The organism is Rhizobium sp. SG570, from assembly GCF_012275345.1.
Lineage (GTDB): Bacteria > Pseudomonadota > Alphaproteobacteria > Rhizobiales > Rhizobiaceae > Rhizobium > Rhizobium lusitanum.
The window spans coordinates 1-18119 of the sequence record NZ_JAAZQI010000028.1; the positions used below are offsets into that span (position 1 = coordinate 1).

At 58.1% G+C, this 18119-nt stretch carries 14 protein-coding genes and 4 pseudogenes; 14 read left to right on the forward strand and 4 right to left on the reverse strand.

Going from position 1 to position 18119, the window contains the following annotated elements; translation table 11 throughout:
- Positions 1 to 229 precede the first annotated feature (229 nt).
- Positions 230 to 849: pseudogene (locus tag FHT28_RS32815) on the reverse strand (integrase core domain-containing protein); the annotation flags it as partial.
- A gap of 215 nt (positions 850 to 1064) precedes the next feature.
- Between FHT28_RS32815 and FHT28_RS32820 the strand changes: the two are divergent.
- Complete coding sequence (locus FHT28_RS32820) at positions 1065 to 2897, forward strand: methyl-accepting chemotaxis protein (RefSeq protein ID WP_168598525.1); 1833 nt, start codon at positions 1065 to 1067, stop codon at positions 2895 to 2897.
- Positions 2898 to 2921: 24 nt separating this feature from the next.
- Here FHT28_RS32820 and FHT28_RS32825 read toward each other — a convergent pair.
- Both FHT28_RS32825 and FHT28_RS32830 read right to left on the reverse strand, forming a co-directional pair.
- Positions 2922 to 3211 (reverse strand): annotated as a pseudogene (locus FHT28_RS32825) (DUF1612 domain-containing protein); the annotation flags it as partial.
- 134 nt (positions 3212 to 3345) lie between these two features.
- On the reverse strand, positions 3346 to 4260 hold the full coding sequence (locus tag FHT28_RS32830) for a LysR family transcriptional regulator (RefSeq protein WP_168598555.1): 915 nt from the start codon (positions 4258 to 4260) through the stop codon (positions 3346 to 3348).
- Positions 4261 to 4456: 196 nt separating this feature from the next.
- Between FHT28_RS32830 and FHT28_RS32835 the strand changes: the two genes are divergently transcribed.
- The 6 genes and pseudogenes from FHT28_RS32835 to FHT28_RS32860 all read left to right on the forward strand — a co-directional run bounded on the left by FHT28_RS32835 (position 4457) and on the right by FHT28_RS32860 (position 9936).
- The gene (locus FHT28_RS32835; RefSeq protein ID WP_348645051.1) at positions 4457 to 5713 is read left to right on the forward strand and encodes a serine hydrolase domain-containing protein; all 1257 of its coding nucleotides are present in this window, start codon (positions 4457 to 4459) and stop codon (positions 5711 to 5713) included.
- A 30-nt stretch (positions 5714 to 5743) separates the two neighbouring features.
- On the forward strand, positions 5744 to 6625 hold the full coding sequence (locus FHT28_RS32840; RefSeq protein WP_168598526.1) for an NmrA family NAD(P)-binding protein: 882 nt from the start codon (positions 5744 to 5746) through the stop codon (positions 6623 to 6625).
- Positions 6626 to 6694: 69 nt separating this feature from the next.
- Entirely contained in the window at positions 6695 to 7522 is an 828-nt protein-coding gene (locus FHT28_RS32845) for an aldo/keto reductase (RefSeq protein WP_168598527.1), read from the forward strand.
- A 225-nt stretch (positions 7523 to 7747) separates the two neighbouring features.
- Positions 7748 to 8965, forward strand: coding sequence for a hypothetical protein (locus FHT28_RS32850; protein ID WP_168598528.1), 1218 nt, complete (start codon positions 7748 to 7750; stop codon positions 8963 to 8965).
- A gap of 85 nt (positions 8966 to 9050) precedes the next feature.
- A pseudogene (locus FHT28_RS32855) lies at positions 9051 to 9757 on the forward strand (IS6 family transposase).
- A 74-nt stretch (positions 9758 to 9831) separates the two neighbouring features.
- Positions 9832 to 9936: a zinc-binding dehydrogenase gene (locus FHT28_RS32860; protein ID WP_348645052.1), complete on the forward strand. Its 105-nt coding sequence runs from the start codon at positions 9832 to 9834 to the stop codon at positions 9934 to 9936.
- 570 nt (positions 9937 to 10506) lie between these two features.
- On the opposite strand, the gene araD1 is transcribed toward FHT28_RS32860, so the two are convergent.
- On the reverse strand, positions 10507 to 11499 hold the full coding sequence (araD1, locus tag FHT28_RS32865) for an AraD1 family protein (protein ID WP_168598530.1): 993 nt from the start codon (positions 11497 to 11499) through the stop codon (positions 10507 to 10509).
- 295 nt (positions 11500 to 11794) lie between these two features.
- Here araD1 and FHT28_RS32870 point away from each other — a divergent pair, with 295 nt between their 5' ends.
- The 7 genes and pseudogenes from FHT28_RS32870 to FHT28_RS32900 all read left to right on the forward strand — a co-directional run bounded on the left by FHT28_RS32870 (position 11795) and on the right by FHT28_RS32900 (position 18074).
- On the forward strand, positions 11795 to 12601 hold the full coding sequence (locus FHT28_RS32870) for an IclR family transcriptional regulator (protein ID WP_047640018.1): 807 nt from the start codon (positions 11795 to 11797) through the stop codon (positions 12599 to 12601).
- 319 nt (positions 12602 to 12920) lie between these two features.
- Positions 12921 to 13148, forward strand: a pseudogene (locus tag FHT28_RS36925) (ABC transporter permease subunit); the annotation flags it as partial.
- A gap of 164 nt (positions 13149 to 13312) precedes the next feature.
- Positions 13313 to 14092, forward strand: a complete 780-nt coding sequence (locus tag FHT28_RS32880; RefSeq protein ID WP_092576405.1) for an SDR family oxidoreductase — start codon at positions 13313 to 13315, stop codon at positions 14090 to 14092.
- Between the two features lie 141 nt (positions 14093 to 14233).
- Positions 14234 to 15259: an ABC transporter substrate-binding protein gene (locus FHT28_RS32885; protein ID WP_168598532.1), complete on the forward strand. Its 1026-nt coding sequence runs from the start codon at positions 14234 to 14236 to the stop codon at positions 15257 to 15259.
- Between the two features lie 78 nt (positions 15260 to 15337).
- The gene (locus tag FHT28_RS32890) at positions 15338 to 16429 is read left to right on the forward strand and encodes an ABC transporter ATP-binding protein (protein WP_168598533.1); all 1092 of its coding nucleotides are present in this window, start codon (positions 15338 to 15340) and stop codon (positions 16427 to 16429) included.
- Positions 16426 to 17280: an ABC transporter permease gene (locus FHT28_RS32895; protein ID WP_047640021.1), complete on the forward strand. Its 855-nt coding sequence runs from the start codon at positions 16426 to 16428 to the stop codon at positions 17278 to 17280. Before FHT28_RS32890 ends, FHT28_RS32895 begins: the two co-directional genes overlap by 4 nt.
- Positions 17277 to 18074 carry an ABC transporter permease gene (locus tag FHT28_RS32900; protein ID WP_168598534.1) on the forward strand — a complete coding sequence of 266 codons (798 nt, stop codon included), beginning with the start codon at positions 17277 to 17279 and terminating at the stop codon, positions 18072 to 18074. The genes FHT28_RS32895 and FHT28_RS32900 overlap by 4 nt, the downstream gene beginning before the upstream one ends.
- Positions 18075 to 18119 lie beyond the last annotated feature (45 nt).

Below are 18119 nucleotides of genomic sequence, written 5' to 3' on the forward strand. Positions count from 1 at the left end.
TGGGGAACCCTCGCAGGCTCTATGTGGCGGATAATTCCAAGCCCGAGATTAGACAGAGGCAGCCCCAGACGAACACACGGAAATGCGGTACCCAACCCGCGCATAAGAGTATGCCAGCCGTCGTCAAGATGCCCTGCCTCCTCCTTTGTTCAACAGCTTCAAGCATGCGTGCTTTCCTCCGCAAGGCCGGAAAGGAAAGAGTCATGATGAAGGAGCTTGCAAATGAACATAAGAGAGCCTCGGCGGTTTTGATTACGCCAACAGGCGCGGTTTGAGCAACCGGCTGAAACGCGAAGCTTTCATCTTGCGCAGCGTTGGAGCCGGTTGCGGCGATGGTCCCGGCAACGTCTGCCGGGGTTTGGTATCCGAGCGATGAGTGCGGCCGGAAAGGGTTGTAATCGTCCGCCCATTCAGCAATGGCGCTGCGGGCATGATCGAGGCCGAAGAACAGGCTTTCGTCGAGCAGCTCGTCTCGCATGCGCCCGTTGAAACTTTCGACATAGCCATTCTGCATCGGCTTTCCCGGCGCGATGTAGTGCCATTCGACCTTGTGATCTTTCGACCAGGTGAGGATGGCATTCCAAGTGAGTTCGGTGCCGTTGTCGGAAACGATCATTCCTGGCTTGCCGCATCGTTCGATCAGCGTCGTCAGTTCTCGAGCGACACGTCGACCGGAGATCGAGGTGTCCGGGATCGCTCCAGGCATTCGGGCGTCACATCATCGACAATGTTGAGGACGCGGAAGCGTCTGCCGCAGGCAAACTGGTCATGCACAAAGTCCAGCGACCAGCGGGCATTGGCCTTCGCTTCGACCAGGATCGGAGCACGCGTGCCGACAGCACGGCGTCGGGTCCAGCCCGAGGGGTTCACTCCATAACCGGCTCAGTTTTGCGCGGAAACCAACAGCTCATCTAAGCAAGTTATTTTTTTGTTTAAATTTAGAATCTAATCTTAGCTCTAGGATGCATGTTGCGTTCGGTGATGCGCAGGAGGCGCAGGAATTGTTGCCAACGTGACCCAGTCTTCGCGACGGGTACGACAGCAACTCAGCGCGGTGGGTATCGATGAAGAACATGAAAATCTCGCTCCAGCTGTTTTTGCTGGTTGGAGCCATGATAACGACTTTCGCAGGCCTGACATTCCTTCAGATTCGGTCCTCAACGACGGCCATCTACCATGAGCGCTATGAAATGCTGCGCACGCAAGTGGAAACGGCTATCTCCATACTGAAGGACTATCAAAGCCGGGTCGAGAAGGGCCAATTGTCGCTTGATGAAGCCAAGAAGCAGGCTTATGGCCAGCTCAACAAGATGACCTTCGAGCCGGACGGATATTTCTACGGATACGACTACAATGTCGTGCTGGTATTTCATCCGACCTCGCCGAGTGTCGGCCAAAGCAACAAAGGCGTGAAGGACGCCAGTGGCTTTGCCTATCGCGACGAACTCGTTCGGCTGGGCCGGGCCGGCGGCGGCTATGTCGAGTTCATCGGCCCGAAGCCGGGCAAGGACCCGAATGACCGAAGCTACTCCAAAGCAAGTTATGCCAAAGTCTTCGAACCATGGCAGATCGTCATCATTACAGGGCTTTACACGGACGATCTGAAAGAAGATATCCGATATTCGACCATCAAAATAGTCGGCGGCTCCGCGCTTGCGTTCCTGCTGGCGATTGCTGCGGCCTATTTCATCATCCGAGGGATTTCGCGTCCGCTCAATGCCATCCACGATGCGCTGAATGCCGTGGCCGATGAAGACGTCACCCTGGATATTCCCCACACCGACATGGGCAATGAAGTGGGCAAGATGGCGCGTGCGACCAAGGCACTCCAGGAGAAAGTGCGCGAGCGCCACACTATGCTGGCACGGCAGGAAGAGCAGCAGCACGAACTGGACGCCGAGCGCCAGCGCAATCTTGATGCCCAGCGTAAGGAAGCCGAAGAGCAAGCGCATGTGGTCGCCACCATCGGCGTCTCGCTCGAGAAGCTCTCTGTCGGTGACCTCACGGTTCGCTGCGCCGATCTGGGTCCAAAGTACGAGGGTCTGCGCCATAACTTTAACGATGCCCTTTCCCGCCTCGAACAGGCCATGAGCCGCGTCAACCTGAAAGGCACCGATATCAGTGTTTCCAAGGAAGAGATCCGTCGCGCTTCTAACGAGCTTGCACAGCGCACCGAGCGTCAGGCCGCCAATCTGGAAGAGACCTCCGCAGCTCTCGACGAGCTGACGGTGGCGGTTCGCCAGACGGCGGAGGGTGCCCGGGAAGCTGCAAGCCGTGTGGCGTCCGTCAGTCAGGAAGCGCGCCAGAGTGACGGTATTGTCGGGCAGGCGATCGCCGCCATGAGCGGTATCGAGCAATCGGCCACCGAGATCACCAAGATCATTGGCGTCATCGACGAGATCGCCTTCCAGACCAACCTGCTGGCCCTCAATGCGGGCGTGGAAGCGGCGCGCGCCGGCGACAGCGGCAAGGGCTTTGCGGTCGTTGCTCAGGAGGTGCGCGAACTTGCTCAACGCTCTGCCGCGGCCGCCAAGGAAATTAAGGAGCAGATCGCCCGCTCCAGCGGCCAGGTTGAACAGGGTGTGCAAATGGTCGGTAAGACCGGCGAGGCACTGAAGCGGATCTCCAGCCAGATCAACGCCGCCGATGATATCGTCTCGAAAATCGCGCACAGCGCTCAGGAGCAGGATTCGACCCTGCGTTCGATTTCCTCTGCGCTCAACCTGCTCGACACGGCTACCCAGCAGAACGCCGCCATGGCGGAAGAAACGACCGCTTCGGCAGAAGTTCTCGCCAACGACACTGGCGACCTGCTGGATCTTATCCGAGGCTTCCGCACCAATAGCTCTGCAAGCGAGCTATATAGAATAGGCCATCAGATGCGACGCGCAGGCTGAACAGGCCCTCCCAACACCTGTGCTGGATTCGCGATCGCGATGCCGGCGCCGATCGACCAGAATTGTTTTGAGGCCGAGATTGATCGCGACCAGATAGGCGCCCGACGTGACGCCGGCCTACCGCAGGATCGAGGCGCAAGGCAGCCGGAAGAGCCACGGCGCATGCTGAAGCCGGAAAGTTCGTTCCAAGCATCGAGGGTAATGATCGCCTGCAACACCTCCAGCAAGTCCTCCGCTTGGCGCAACATGCCGCACCATTCGTTGAGCCGCTCGTCTCCGTCCCAGTGGAGATCATAGACCATCGGATCTTTTTCGGCCACAGGCGTGTATCCCCGGGCAAATGTTTCGATCCATCTGCTTGAAAAACAGAGTCCACAGTTCCGACGGCACCTTGTTATGTGAAACGAGGAACGGTCTCACACCCGCCCGGCAATGTCTTGTCTTTCGCTCAGCCGTCGCGCGCTTTTTCCTTGGCGATCTGCTGTACAAAATCGAGGAAAGCTCTGACCTTTGCCGGTGGCAGATGGCGCGCCGGATGGTACGCATACAAGGGATAATGTTCGTCCGACCAGTCTTTGAGAATTTGTCGCAGTCCGCCGCTTTTAAGCCAGGGATCCAAACCGATCTCCAGGCTCTGAAAGATACCTTGACCGGCCATGCAGGCGGCAATGGCTGCGGATGGGTCGTCGAAAATTATCCTGCCGTCGACTTTCACGCTGACAACTTCACCACCTCGATGAAATTCCCAAGGGAAAGCTCGGCCGGTTTCCGGGTCCCGGAACAGAATAACTTCGTGACCACTTATTTCCTCCGGTCGGACCGGCTCGCCGAATTTCTCGAGATAGGCGGGGGCTGCGCAAGTGATGACGCGGATATCCAGAAGCTTTCTTGCTATGAGTGACCCGGCATTGGTCGAGCCAAATCTGACAGCCACATCGAACCCGCTCATCATATCGTCACGCGCGTTCGTCGTCATAAGATCGATTTTCAGATCTGGATATTTTTCGGTGAGCCGCGGAAGCTGAGGCGCTAATACCATCCTTGCGAACCAAGGGTCGATCGATACGCGCAGCCTCCCGGCGACCGCAGCTGCCGATCCCGCGGCGGTCGCGGCGGCCTCCTCCAGACCGGCGACGAGCGGTAGGGCCTGTAGACGAAACAGACGTCCCTCTTCAGTCAGCGCGACGGAACGTGGTGTGCGGTCAAACAGGCGTACGCCCATCCTCGTCTCAAGTCGCCCGATTGACCGGCTGACGCCGGAAGGGGTCACTCCCAATACGTCCGCGGCCTTGGCGAAATTGCCGGCGTCGGCAACTGCCAAGAATACACTCACCCCAGTAAGAAGACGTCCGTCAAAACTCATGACAAGGCTTTCGCATTCCGTGGAAAGGAATAACAGTGATTTTTTGTCATTTGTAATATGACTATTATGATCTTTTAGCATGCCATGGCTCTTGATAGGTATTCACCGTCAGCCTTTCGAAGGCGAGCGGTTTACCAGACCCGCGATCCGTCTGGATTCAAGGCAAACAATCATGAATGAGATCACGAGAAGAGCGGTGCTGACGCGCGGCACCATGGCCGTCGCGGCGGCATATCTTGGGGCAAGCGCTGTTCAGGCAGCAAGCCAGAGCCCACGCCTCAAAAATGCGAAGTTTAAGTCCATCGATGCCGCGATAGAGAAGGCAGTCAATAACCGCACCGTCGCTGGTGCAGTAGCTATGGCTGCAACGCAGAAGGGCATCGTCTATGAAGGCCTCTTCGGCAAGGCAAATGTAGACACCGGTACCGCGATGAGGCCTGACACGGTCTTTTGGCTTCTGTCGATGACGAAGGCGATTACGGCGACCGCATGCATGCAACTGGTTGAGCAGGGCCGCCTCAAGCTGGATGACGATGCGTCGAAATACCTGCCGCAGCTTGCTGCACCCAAGGTGCTGTTGGGTTTTGATGCCAACGGTCAGCCACAGCTGCGTCCCGCCAAGAACTCAATCAAGGTTCATCACCTTCTGACGCATACCTCCGGCTACACCTATGCGAACTGGAGTGATGTGATAGTGCGCTACGAGACCGCCACCGGTTTACCCGATATCGCCACCTGCCAGAACGCCGCCTTCAATGTGCCGCTCGAATTCGAGCCGGGGGAGCGCTGGCAGTACGGCATCAGCATGGACTGGACTGGCAAGCTGGTCGAAGCTGTTAGCGATCAGTCGTTGGAAGTCTATTTTCGCGAGAACATTTTCGCGCCACTTGCAATGAAGGATTCGGGGTTTCTGATCAGCAGCGAGCAGAAGCGCCGTGTCGCGACATGCTTCAGCAGAGAGACTGACGGCGGCTTGAAAGCGATGCCGTTCGAGATGCCTCAGAGGCCGGAATTTTTCATGGGCGGTGGCGGCGCCTACAGCACCCCGCACGACTACATGATGCTCCTTCAGGCATTGCTCCATGGAGGCAAGTTGAACGGGGTTCAGATCCTCAAGCCTGAGACCGTCGCGATGATGATGCAGAATCAGATCGGGGATCTGAATGTTCGCAAGATGGAGTCGGCCGCACCGGCCTACTCGAACAGCTTCGATCAGTTTCCGGATCAGAAGCACAAATGGAGCTACTCCTTCGACATCAACACTGAGGCGGGTCCGCACGGCCGCTCTGCGGGAAGCGTGTCCTGGGCCGGACTGCTCAATTGCTACTTCTGGATCGATCCCGTCCGTAAGGTCACCGGATCCCTCTTTACGCAGCTCCTTCCCTTCTATGACGACCGCGTCGTTGCTCTCTACGGCGACTTCGAACGCGGGCTCTATGACGGCCTCGCTTAATCTCTCCTGTTTCTGAATGGAAAATCAGACATGTACGCTATCACTGGAATCACCGGCAAAGTCGGCGGCGCGCTTGCGCGGACCCTGCTTGCAAACGGCAAGGCCGTCCGTGCGATCGTTCGCGATCAGGCCAAGGGCGCATCGTGGGCCGCTCTCGGCTGCGAGGTTGCTCTAGCCGAGATGGAAGATGCAAAGGCGCTGTCGGCGGCCTTTGCCGGCGCCGAAGCCGTATTCATTCTTCCGCCGTCCGAGTTCGACCCCGAGCCTAGCTATCCCGAGGCGCAAAAGGTGGTCGACAGTGTCGTCGCCGCTCTAAAGACCGCACACCCGAAAAAAGTCCTCTGCCTGTCGACGATCGGCGCAGACGCGAAAGAGGACAATCTGCTGTCCCAGCGCACGATGCTGGAAAAAGCCCTCAACGAACTTGACCTGCCTGTCACCTTCCTCCGGCCCGCATGGTTCATGGAAAATGCACTTTGGGACGTAGGCACGGCTCGCGACACTGGCATTCTTTACAGCTTCCTGCAGCCCGCGGACAAAAAATTCCCGATGATCGCAACGAAGGACATCGGGATCCTGGCGGGAGAACTAATCCAGCAGGATTGGACCGGAAAACGGGTCATCGAGTTGGAGGCTGCTCAGCGTGTATCGCCAAATGACCTCGCGCAAGCGTTCGAAGTTGCGCTCAAGAGGCCGGTGAAGGTCGAGGTTGTCAACCGCGAAACTTGGGAGGACCTGTTCCGCTCGCAAGGGATGAAGAACCCGACGCCGCGTATTCGCATGCTCGACGGCTTCAATGAAAGCTGGATCGAGTTCAAGGACAGCGGCCGCCTCGCGAAAAAGGGAAATACCTCGCTGCAGCAGGTCGTAGACGCACTCGTGGCCGGTGACAACACCGACGATCGCGCCTGATAGAGCGATTAGGATGCAGGGGGTTCTTCCGCCTGCATCTCCAGCTTTGCTGTGGAAGGAGAATATCCAATGGACACAATCGAAACACAAGGTGTGACGATACCTCGTCTTGGCCTCGGAACGTTCCGGATGCCGGGCGTCAGCGCGCAGCCGGCGGTGGAAAGCGCGCTTTCGCTCGGATATCGGCATATTGATACCGCGGCAATGTATGAAAATGAGGCGGCGGTCGGTACGGCAATCGCAGGCTCGGGCATTCATCGTCGCGAACTCTTCGTCACGACCAAGGTCTGGCACGATCAACTGGTGCCGGAAGCTTTGCAGCGAGCCTTTGCTACAAGCCTCGAAAAGCTGAAGATGGACTATGTCGATCTTTTTCTCGTGCATTGGCCATCGGCCGACATGGACATAGCCTCAACCCTGGCTGCGATGGCGCGTCTTCGTGAACATGGCTATGCGAGAGCGATCGGCGTGTGCAATTTCAACATGCCAATGATCCGGCGCGTTGTGGAAGACATACAGGTTCCGATCGCAGTTCATCAGATCGAGTACCATCCGTATCTGTCGCAAGCGCCGATGCTTCAGTACCTGCGCACCAAGGGAATTGCGCTGACTGCTTATGCCCCTTTGGCGCAGGGCCGCGCGGCGAGCGACCCAATCCTGCAGTCGATTGGCCTGAAACACAATGTTAGCGGGTCGCAAGTCGCTATCGCATGGCTCCTCGGCCAGGAAGGGGTGATCGCGATCCCGAAGGCTGCGCGAACCGAAACTCAAAAGGCAAATCTCGATGCAGCATCGATCCGGCTGGATGACGAAGACGTCTCCTTGATAGCCTCCCTCCCCAAGGACCAACGCTTCGTCAATCCGCCGTTTGCGTGTGACTGGAATGCCACCGACTGAGACTGGGCGATTATTCAGGAGCGCTTTGGGTCACGACAGTGAGCGAGCAGCGTGTCCTCTACAGTGAATTCGTGATCGCGCACCCGATGGAGGGCGGCGCTGTATCAGGCGCCATGTCCCAAACGTGGTCGCCTTTCGGCGAAGAGGCTTCACTGGGTCAACTTCAATCCAAGTAGTTCCTGACAGCCGATAAAATCAAATGATTAGAATGAAAAGGATAGCGTTTTGGATACTGATTTCGACGTGGTGCGACCGCTGGGCGTCATTGAGGAGTTCTTCTGGCTCTTCGATCATAGTTGTCCCAAGCATTTCTGTATCGTCGCAGAGATAAAGGGACGAACTCTCGTGACTGATTGGGGGGCGGCTGTGGATGCATTGCAGGCACGTCATCCAATGCTATCTGTTTCGATCGATTCCACGCGACAGCGAGTACCCCATTTCCACAGATACTCCCGACGCCCCATCCCGCTGCGCGTCGCGCCTTCTGGAACAACGTGGGAGAGAGAAGCGGAACTTGAGATCAGTACCCTGTTTGATCCGACGAAGGGGCCGCTTGCTCGCGTGGTGTTGATCCATGAGCTTGAGAAGTCGTTCGTTCTGCTGGTCACCCATCACGCGATTGCTGATGGCTTGTCATCAATCTTTATGCTGCGCGATTTACTTTCGGCAATTTCAGGGCAGCGACTGGGTCCCTATGAATTCCCGCCCTCGATCGACCAGAAATTGGGTGTTCCTACACGGCCATCATCGGCGCCTGGCAAGAAATTCTCGCACACGCTGGCTGTTGAATGCTTGAAAAAGCCTGTGCACGTCACAAGCCTCATCCTCAAACCCGAAACGACTAGCCTACTTCGCGAGCGTGCTCGTCTTGAACGGACCACTATACACGGTATCGTTTGTGCCACAGCAACTTTGGCAGGGCGCAGTATTGACCCAACGTGGCGCGACGGTGCGGTAAGCATCTTCTCTCCGGTGGACCTTCGCAAGCTACTGGAGCTAAACGACGAGTGCGTTGTTGCAATAGCCAAAGCTACAACGGTGATCGAACCCAACGCGCCTGACGATGCGTGGGAGATGGCTAGGTCCGTCACTGCTTCCTTACTTCCGCTTAAGACGCTAGAAGGCGGAGCGCCCGTATTCAGTGCGGTCTATGATGCAATGTCGACTGACATGGATGAAGCTGAAGGCGCTCGTTTCAACGCAGACGCCTTCTCCGAAACCATGCTTGTCTCCAATCTTGGGCAGCTTCCTTATTCCTCATCGATCGGAAATCTGACGATCGAGGCTCTTTGGGCTCCTGTCGTCCTTCGAGGCCATGATGGGGAGCAAACCATTGGCGTCTCGACCGTCAACGGCGCGCTCCATCTCGTCCATTCCAGCTGGCACCCTCTGCCCGGCTTCTTGGAAGAGATCGAGCACAGACTGCAAAAGGCATCGATTTGACCTCCACACGCCCCAAACGAGCATGACGATGTTGCTGCGGTACTGCCAAGTTGGTTGAGGCTGGCGTATCAGGTATCGAGGCGCAATGAAATTGCCGAGCCTTTTTCCCCGGTTGAAGGGGTCTCGCTTTCCGCGTGAGATTGTTGCTTATGCGGTGTGGGCCCATCACCGGTTTTCGCTGAGCACGGCGGATGTGGAAGACCTGCGTGCTGAACGCGGCGTGATCGTCAGCCGGGAAACTGTTCGATTATGGATTAATCGCTTTGACCGCCATTTTGCCACCTGCATTCGCAGGGATCGCCCCAAGCCAAATGACAAGTGGCATATGGATGAGGCCGTCATTGCAATCGGCGGACAGAAGTCTGGCTCCGGCGGGCGATCGATGCTGATGGCGATATGCTCGACATCTTGGTTCAGCGGCGCCGCAACACCAAGGCGGCCAAGCGTTTCTTCTCCGGACTGGTCAGGCAATTTGGCGAGCCGCGCGTCGTCGTGACGGACAAGCTTGGCAGCTACGTCAAGCTTATACAGACCCTGGCGCCGGATGCCGATCATCGGGCGCCAGGGTCTGAACAACAGAATTGAAAACTCGCACCGGTTGACCCGAAAACGCGAGAAGATCATGGGGCGGTTCAAATCGCCTCGTCAGGCGCAAGCTTCCTGTCAGCCCATGACCAGATCAATACGATCTTCCGCCCTCGCCGCGACAGTCTTACCGCCATTTCATACCGCCATGCACGGATTGACGCATTCGGCCTGTGGGCCGAGTACACCGCTGAAATGGCGGCGTAAAATAGCCGCCCCGTGATGGCACGCGACCAGCCTCAAACAACTTGGCAATACCGGTAGGACAAGTGCTCAAGCTGGTGATTGGAGCGGTATATCCGCTCACGGCTACATCGGACGCCCATCGCCGGATGGAGGCGGGCGGGTTGTTTGGGAAGGTCGTTCTGACGGATTTTCCTGAATAACGCAGGCACACGGCGGGCCCGACCAATCGCCTTGATGGGAATCAAACCGGCGGCCTTGCTTTCGTAAGTACCTTGGATACTTGATTTCCTTAAGGCACTTGACGCCTCACCCGTGCGGTCGCAGTTAGATAGTTGTTGCGACGGAAGCCTAGCTCAAGATTAGCCTGATAACCCAATGCGTTTTAGCGCGGTCGATGACACGACTAAAATCCAAATCTCGAAATGGGCCTCGTCGAGCAATGGCGTTATCTTTCGATCAGTCAAATTGTTTGATTGGAACCAGCTGATGACTGCTGGGAAAGGCATCCAGTTTCAAGTGAGACGTGGCACGCTAACGCTGTCAACTATGATAGAATTTTCCGCCGGACATTGCGGCGTGCGGCGATGTCGCATTGTTTCATTTACCCACCCGCGAGCCTTTGCTCATAAACTCTGGCAGTTTCGCCGGTCGCATCTTCCTACATGTCAGGCTCAATATCCCTAAGGGCAGATGACATGACATCGCCCTTGGAAACCACCATTGTCTCAAGCGGCCAATCGTAGAAACTCTTAACCGCTCGAAGCTCTTCCTCAGAGTTGTCGTACTTTGACCGTGACAGGCTCTGACGATATCATAGCGTTGCGCAACGGCCGACCAAAGACAGGAACGTCTATCTCAAAGACATCCCCTGCCACCGTTGTCACGCCATTGGCGCAACTGAGGATCGCTGCGCCGAAGAAATAGGCATGCAGGTCGCCTGGGCGGCGAAACATCTCATAACGAAAATGATAATGTTCCAGATTCTGGATCGAATGCGACATATTCGCTTCGCCGCTCAAGAACTCACCTTGCCAGATCGATGCGCCGTCGCGCAGAATCTGGATCCGGCCCTCAACATTTTGCGGCAAGGTGCCAACAAACATTTCAGGGCCAAAGGAGCAAGCCCTGAGCTTGGAATGCGCCAGATAAAGGTAATTCTGCGCTTCCGTCACTTGGTCCGAGAACTCGTTGCCGATCGCAAAACCGAGGCGCCAGGGCGTACCATCCGGGCCGATCAGATAAAGACCGACGATCTCGGCTTCCTCGCCACCGGCCAGGGCAAAGGATGGCAAGGGCAAAGGCGCTTCCGGCGGCACAACACAGGTGCCAACCCCCTTGAAAAACCACTCCGGCTGCACGCCGATCTCGCCTTCCGCCGGCTTTCCGCCGTCGAGACCCATCCGAAAGATCTTCATAGAGTCAGTCATCTCGGCTTCGGGGCCGTGAGCAAGGTCATGCATCCGGTCCCTGGCATCGGCGCTGCCGAGATGGGTGAGACCGGTACCCGTGATCAGGAAGCGCGCCGGTTCCGGGTGGTCAAGCGGTGGCAGGATCCGCCCTTCCGCGACAATGGCGTCATAGTCTTCGCGTTCGTCGCCGAGCTGGTCGGAGACGACCTCGTCCAGACTGATACCCGAGGAGATGGCTGCCTGCGCCAGATCGTAAACGGTGTGCTCGCGTGTGGTCAGACGAAGCTCGCCATCAGCACCGACGGCGCCGACACACCGCTCGCCGCGTCTATTGGTGAACTGAACGAGGCGCATTTGGGCTCTCCGTGGTTTGGTCGATCACTATCGCCTTCTCGAGGAAGGCGGCGGATCTCAAAGGTTTTGGGACGGGCACCAGCCCGATGAGACGGCAGGCAATTGGTTAGTGATGAAGCCGGAAGCCTCAACGCACAGGACATCAGCCGCGGAAATAAGCGAACATTTTAAGCTCACACCCAAATTGTTCTGTTGTACCGAACGACGTTCTGTTATACAAACGATAGAGCGCTGGAGCGGACCTGTCAACTGCAGGGCCGACTGGCCTGCATCCCACCCGTTCAACGAGGCTTCCGTGAAAGAAGAAACGGCCAAGACCGACGACAAATACGCACTTCGCAGCGTCAGCCGCGCGCTCGATATCCTCCATGTCCTGGGTGAACACAGCGCCGAGGGCATGACTGTCGCAGAACTGGCCGACAGTATCGGGGTGTCGAAAAGCACCGCATTTACCCTGCTGCAGACCTTGCTTGCGCGCGGTTTCATCGCCGATGAACGGCTCGGGGGTTCACGACGTTACCGGCTCGGATTGGCGCTGGTGCATCTGGGTGATCGCGCCGCCGCCAACACCGGCATCACGCAGATCGCCATGCCGCTGCTGCAGCAGCTGACCCAGGAAACCGGGCTCACATCTCGCCTTGCCGTGCTTGACGATGGCTACGCGGTTGCCATCAGCCGTGTCGATGCACCGGGCATATTCCGGCTGGCCGGCTCGCTGGGCACCCGGGAATTGCCGCATTGCTCGGGTGTCGGCAAGGCCTTGCTGGCCTTGCTGCCACCGGCCCGCGTCTTTCAGATCCTGAAGCGGATAGGCATGCCGAGCCGCACCGAACATACGATCACCGAACCTGCCGAGCTTGTGAAGAACCTCGTTGACGTCGCCGACCGCGGTTATGCATTCGACGACGAGGAAGACAATCTCGGCGTCATATGCGTGGCAGCTGCCGTCACCGACCGCAGCGGCGATGGCGTTGCGGCCATCAGCGTCACCAGCATGAAGGGCGGGCGCAGCCTGGAGGACATGCATGATCTCGGCCGCGCCGTACGGGCGTGTGCCGACAAGATCAGCCGATTGCTTGGCGCGAACATTCCTGACGCCTGATTGAGCGAGCGGCACGGCCGCTGACGGCACAGCAAGACGCACGCCGACCTGCAACGACGACAGTTGACAAACCCACGAAGACACCCCTATCATCCGTATAACCGAACGGCGTTCCGTATAACAGAACAATTTTGACAGACATCCCGGAAAAGAACTGAGGGCATCATGGGGAACGGGTGCACCTTTCAGTCGCCCGGCTTTTCAGAAAGCTTTTACGTGACGACATTCTCGGACATGTTCAATTTCGATGGCTTCAGTGACTACCTGCCCGATCTCGTGCGGGGAACGAGCACCAGCCTTGAGCTTGACGATGTGCGTCATGCTCATCAGCCTGCCTTGCGGGCTTCTGCAGCCTCTGGCCAAGGTCGGGCGTTCGAAGCTGCTGCGGGTCCTTGCTTCCGCCTACATCGAAATCATCCGCGGCACTCCGGCACTTCTGCAGCTGTTTTATATCTATTTCGTTCTTCCGGCTTTCGGCATCCGACTCAACCCTTTCATGGCCGGCGTCATCGGCCTTTCAATCAACTACTCGGCCTATCTGTCCGAGGTTTACAGGGCCGGGATTGTCGCTGTTCCGAAAGGACAGGTGGAGGCTGCCAAAGCCTCTATGTCGAACGGGTCACGCAGGCCGATACCGGCTGCGATTTCGATTTCCTTGTCGGCTGCCGCGATGCCGGCATCCCCCGTAACTCCCATTAGGCGGAACGCATGATGAGCAACCAGCCGATCAATTTTGCCAGCTATCCAAGCCTCAAGGGCAAAAGCATCTTTATCACCGGCGGCGGCGGCGGCATCGGCGAAAGCCTGGTCAGGCATTTCTGTGCCCAGGCCAGCCATGTGGCGTTCGTCGACATCGCCGAGGAACCGTCGCGCAAGCTTGTCGACGCGATCGCGGCCGATGGGGATCGCCCACCGCTTTTCATCCCCTGCGACATCAGGGATATCGAGGCCCTGAAGGCAGCGGTTGCCGAGGCCGCCGAGCGGAGCGGCCCGATCCAGGTGCTCTGCAACAATGCCGGCAGCGATGATCGCCACCAGACGGAAGACGTGACAGTCGCCTATTGGGATGATCGCATGGCCGTAAACCTGCGCCATCAGTTTTTCGCCGCGCAGACCGTGCGTCCCTATATGAAGGCCCTTGGCGGCGGTTCGATCATCAATTTCGGCTCCATCACATGGATGGTCGGTGACCCCGATTGCCCGGCCTATGTCACGGCCAAGGCCGCTGTCTACGGCATGACGCGTGCCCTGGCGCGGGAACTGGGGCCGGAGCGGATCCGCGTCAATTGCATGGTGCCGGGCTGGGTCATGACCGAGCGGCAGATGCGCCTTTGGCTGACGCCAGCCGGCGAACGCCAAATCGAGGAACGGCAATGCCTTCCCGATCGCCTGCAGCCTTCCGACATCGCGCGCATGGCCCTGTTTCTCGCCGCCGACGACAGCGCCATGTGCACCAGCCAACAGTTCATCGTTGATGGGGGCTGGGTATGAGATCGAAGGAAACCTATTCGGAAAGCCGTTTCACAACCGGGTCGAACGGAGGTCCCCAGCCGGTCTGGTGACCGTCACACGACCACTGCGATAATTCACTTACCGATCGCATTTGAACACCAAACAAAAAAGGGAACGACAATGGGATTCAAGACGCTTTTTACAGGGATGGCCGCCGCCAGCCTTGCCGTGTCGATGATGGCATCGGCCGCCTTTGCCGAAAATCTCCGCGTCATGGCCTGGGATGGCTATGCCGACAAGGACTGGGTGAAGGAATTCACCGCAGAGACCGGCATCGGCGTCGATGTCGTCTTCATCGGGAGCGATGATGAAGCATGGGCAAAGATGAAGGGCAGCGAAGGCAAGGATTTCGACGTTTTCGCCGTCAATACCGCCCAGCTCCAGCGCTATATCGCAGCCGACCTGGTAACGCCGATCGACGTCGATGCGCTGCCGAGCCAGAAGGAAGTGCTGCCGCGCTTTCGCGATCTGACCACCGTGCATGGCGACACCAAGGACGGCAAGGTCTACGGCATTCCCTTCTGCTTCGACTCGATCGGCCTGATTTACGACACCGACAAGGTCAAGCCGGCACCGACATCGATGTCGGTCCTGTGGGACCCGGCCTACCAGGGCAAGGTGCTCGCCTATGACAACGGCGAGCACAATGTGTCCTTCACCGCCCTCACCCTCGGCTACCAGGATCCGTTCCATCTCGACGCGAAGCAGCTGGCGGCCGTCCAGGCCAAGCTGATTGACCTTAAGCACAATGTACTGAGCTTCTACACGACGGCTGACGAGGCCCAGCAGATCTACAAGGACAACGACGTCGCGTTGATCTGGGCCAACTACGGCCAGCAGCAGCTCAAGGCCCTCCAGGCCATCGGTGCCCATGTTGCCTACATCAATGCGAGCGAAGGCGCGCTGGCCTGGCTCGACAACTGGGTCATTTCAAAGGGCGTCCACGACAAGTCTGCGGCCGAGAAGTGGATCAACTTCATGATCTCCAAGACGGTCAGCTCGCAGCTCTCGGAACGGACCGGCTTCGGCAACACGGTCACTGCAACGGCAAGCGCCGGCGGTAATGACAAGCTGATCTGGCTCGACAATGTCGAAGATCCGCTCAAGCGTTCGGATATCTGGAACGAGGTCAAGGCAACGCCTTGATCCTCAACACGGACTCTTCTTGAATAAGGTGGCCCGGCCCCTTCCAGGCCACCGCTTCCTTCAGACCGAGAGTATAAGATGACACAATCTCTGGACCTGCTCAGTCTGCGGGCCGTTTCGAAAAGCTATGGCCCGGTACCGGTGCTGCACGAGATCGATCTTGCTATCCGGGATGGCGAGTTTCTCACGGTTCTCGGACCTTCCGGCTCCGGCAAGACAACGGTATTGCGCCTGATTGGCGGCCTTGAATCGGTAACATCGGGGGCAATCTATCTTGATGACCGCGATATCAGCCGCGTGGCGATCAATCGTCGGCCATTCAACACCGTCTTTCAGGACTACGCGCTTTTCCCGCACATGACCGTTGCTGCCAATATCGGCTATGGTCTCTCCATTCGCCGCAGGCCTCGGCCCGAGATAAAGCGCCGTGTCACGGAGGCCCTGGATCTGGTCCAGCTCGGCAAATTCGCCGAGCGCTATCCGGCGCAGCTCTCCGGCGGCCAGCGGCAGCGCGTGGCCTTGGCGCGCGCACTCATATGCGAGCCACGCCTCGTCCTGCTCGATGAGCCGCTTGCCGCGCTCGATTTGGAATTGCGCCGCCAGATGCAGGAATTCCTGAAATCGATCCAGCGCGAAATCAAGACGACCTTCCTTTTCGTCACCCATGACCAAGAGGAGGCCATAGGCATGGCCGACCGGATCTGCGTCATGGAGTCCGGCCGCATCCGCCAGCTTGGAACTCCGCATGAACTCTACTACAGGCCCAGCTGCGAGTTCGTCGCCCGCTTCTTCGGCGAGAACAACCTGGTGCCAGGAAAGCTGGGCGTCGTCGACGGTGACTTCCGTGCGATTGATACGCCGCTCGGGCGGCTCAGCTGTTGCATCGGAAACCAGCCGGATCTGCGGGCGGCTGCGGAAGGCCAGGCGGCCTTTGCCGTCTTCCGTCCCGAAGCGCTGAGCCCTGCAGGTGCGGAAGATAGCGTCAACCGCTTTTCCGGCTCGGTGAGAGACTGCGCCTTCAGCGGCTCATCAACCGTCGCCCATATCGATGCAGCCGGACAGCATCTCCGGCTGCGCGTCCCCAGCCGCGCCATAGGAAGCCAGTTTCGGCAGGGAGAAACGATGGCGCTGTCCTTTTCCGCGCGCGAATCCCATCTGGTGCTGGCATGAACGGGCGCTCAGGCCGATATCAGGCGCTTGTCACGCTGCTCGCTTTCGCGCTGCCGGTCTTCTTTATCGTCGCGCCGTTGCTGATGTTCCTCGCCTACAGCTTTTTCAGCGTCGACCACGGGGAGATCAACTACACCCTGACCGTCGCCAACTACGTCCGCTTCTTCACCGAGCCGGTGTTCCTGCCGATATTCTGGAGCACCTGCGTGCTGTGCCTTTCGGTGTCGGTCATCTGCGTGCTGCTCGGCTATCCCGCCGCCTATTTCCTGACGACCCTGCATGGGCGCTGGCGATACATCATGCTGATGATGCTCATGGTGCCGCTTCTCATGAGCTACGTCATCAAGATCTACGCCATCCGCAGCATCCTCGGACAGAGCGGCTTTCTCAATACCATGCTCGTGGGACTGGGCATCCTGGAAAAGCCTTCGTCACTCTTCGTATTCAACATGAACGCCATCCTCCTTACCCTGACACTGCTCTTGATCCCCTTTGCCATTCTGCCGATCTTCCTGGCGCTTGAGCGAATTCCGCAGGTGCTGCTGCGCGCCTCCGCTGATCTGGGCGCAAGCAGCATCCAGACATTCATGCGTATCACGCTTCCCTTAAGCGTTCCCGGCATCGCCTCAGCTGCGAGTTTCGTCTTCGTCCTTGCCATCGGCGACTTCCTCACACCGCAGATGGTTGGTGGCGTCAATGGCTTCACCTTCGGCCGCATTCTCTACAGCCAGTTCGGAACGGCGTTCAACTGGCCGTTCGGCGCGGCCCTTTCTGTCGCACTCGCCGTGGTCGTCATCGCCGCGATCCTGGCCGGCGAGCGCTTCGGCCGCCAGAAGGGACTGCCCCGATGAACACTATGCGCCTTTCAACCATTCTGCTCGCAGCCATCACCGCGCTGGTCGCCATATTGCTTTACAGCCCGCTGTTCGTGCCTATCGTTTCGTCGTTCTTTGTCATAAACCACGGGCAGGCGGACTGGTCGACGCCGACGCTTTCCGCCTACATCGCACTGACTGAAAACACCGACGTATTGGCTGCCCTGCGTGCCACCCTGATCGTCGGCCTGTGCACCGTCGTGCTTTCCGTTGTCTGCGGCACGCTTCTGGCGCTCTACTATCACAGTCATCGTGCAGGTGGCGGTGCCTTGCAGTTCATCGTCTTCCTCCCATTCCTGATGCCGCCCGTCATCAGCGGCCTGGCGCTGCTGATCTTCTTTCGCGAGATAAATTTCGATCGATCGCTGGTGACCATCGTCATCGGGCACACCATTTTCGTTCTGGCAATCGTCTACCGGACGATCCTGACCCGCCTGCAGTCCGTGAGCCGGACTTTGGTGGAAGCCTCCTATGATCTGGGCGCAAACGGCTGGCAGACGTTCTGGCGCGTGATCCTGCCCAATCTCTCCAGCGCCATGGCCGGCGGTGCAATCCTCGCCTTCGCGCTGTCATTCGACGAGACGATGATCACGATCCTCGTAACCGGCACCCAGAGCACACTGCCGGTGCGGCTCTGGGCGATGATGCGTCTCGGTTTTTCGCCTGACATCAACGCGCTGGTCGCGCTCGTCCTGCTGTTCACAGTTCTTCTGTGCAGCCTGACCGTACGCTTCCTCATACCGAAGCAGGTTGCCGGCTTTCATGGATAGTGAGAGCATCGTGAATTTTACCGGGAGCTGAGTTGGATGTACTAT

Bases quoted from the DNA above. Each gene is read 5' to 3' on its own strand.
- FHT28_RS32820 (WP_168598525.1), top strand. From the start codon at position 1,065: ATGAAGAACATGAAAATCTCGCTCCAGCTGTTTTTGCTGGTTGGAGCC.
- FHT28_RS32830 (WP_168598555.1), bottom strand. From the start codon at position 4,260: ATGAGTTTTGACGGACGTCTTCTTACTGGGGTGAGTGTATTCTTGGCA.
- FHT28_RS32840 (WP_168598526.1), top strand. From the start codon at position 5,744: ATGTACGCTATCACTGGAATCACCGGCAAAGTCGGCGGCGCGCTTGCG.
- FHT28_RS32845 (WP_168598527.1), top strand. From the start codon at position 6,695: ATGGACACAATCGAAACACAAGGTGTGACGATACCTCGTCTTGGCCTC.
- araD1 (WP_168598530.1), bottom strand. From the start codon at position 11,499: ATGCGCCTCGTTCAGTTCACCAATAGACGCGGCGAGCGGTGTGTCGGC.
- FHT28_RS32880 (WP_092576405.1), top strand. From the start codon at position 13,313: ATGAGCAACCAGCCGATCAATTTTGCCAGCTATCCAAGCCTCAAGGGC.
- FHT28_RS32885 (WP_168598532.1), top strand. From the start codon at position 14,234: ATGGGATTCAAGACGCTTTTTACAGGGATGGCCGCCGCCAGCCTTGCC.
- FHT28_RS32890 (WP_168598533.1), top strand. From the start codon at position 15,338: ATGACACAATCTCTGGACCTGCTCAGTCTGCGGGCCGTTTCGAAAAGC.
- FHT28_RS32895 (WP_047640021.1), top strand. From the start codon at position 16,426: ATGAACGGGCGCTCAGGCCGATATCAGGCGCTTGTCACGCTGCTCGCT.
- FHT28_RS32900 (WP_168598534.1), top strand. From the start codon at position 17,277: ATGAACACTATGCGCCTTTCAACCATTCTGCTCGCAGCCATCACCGCG.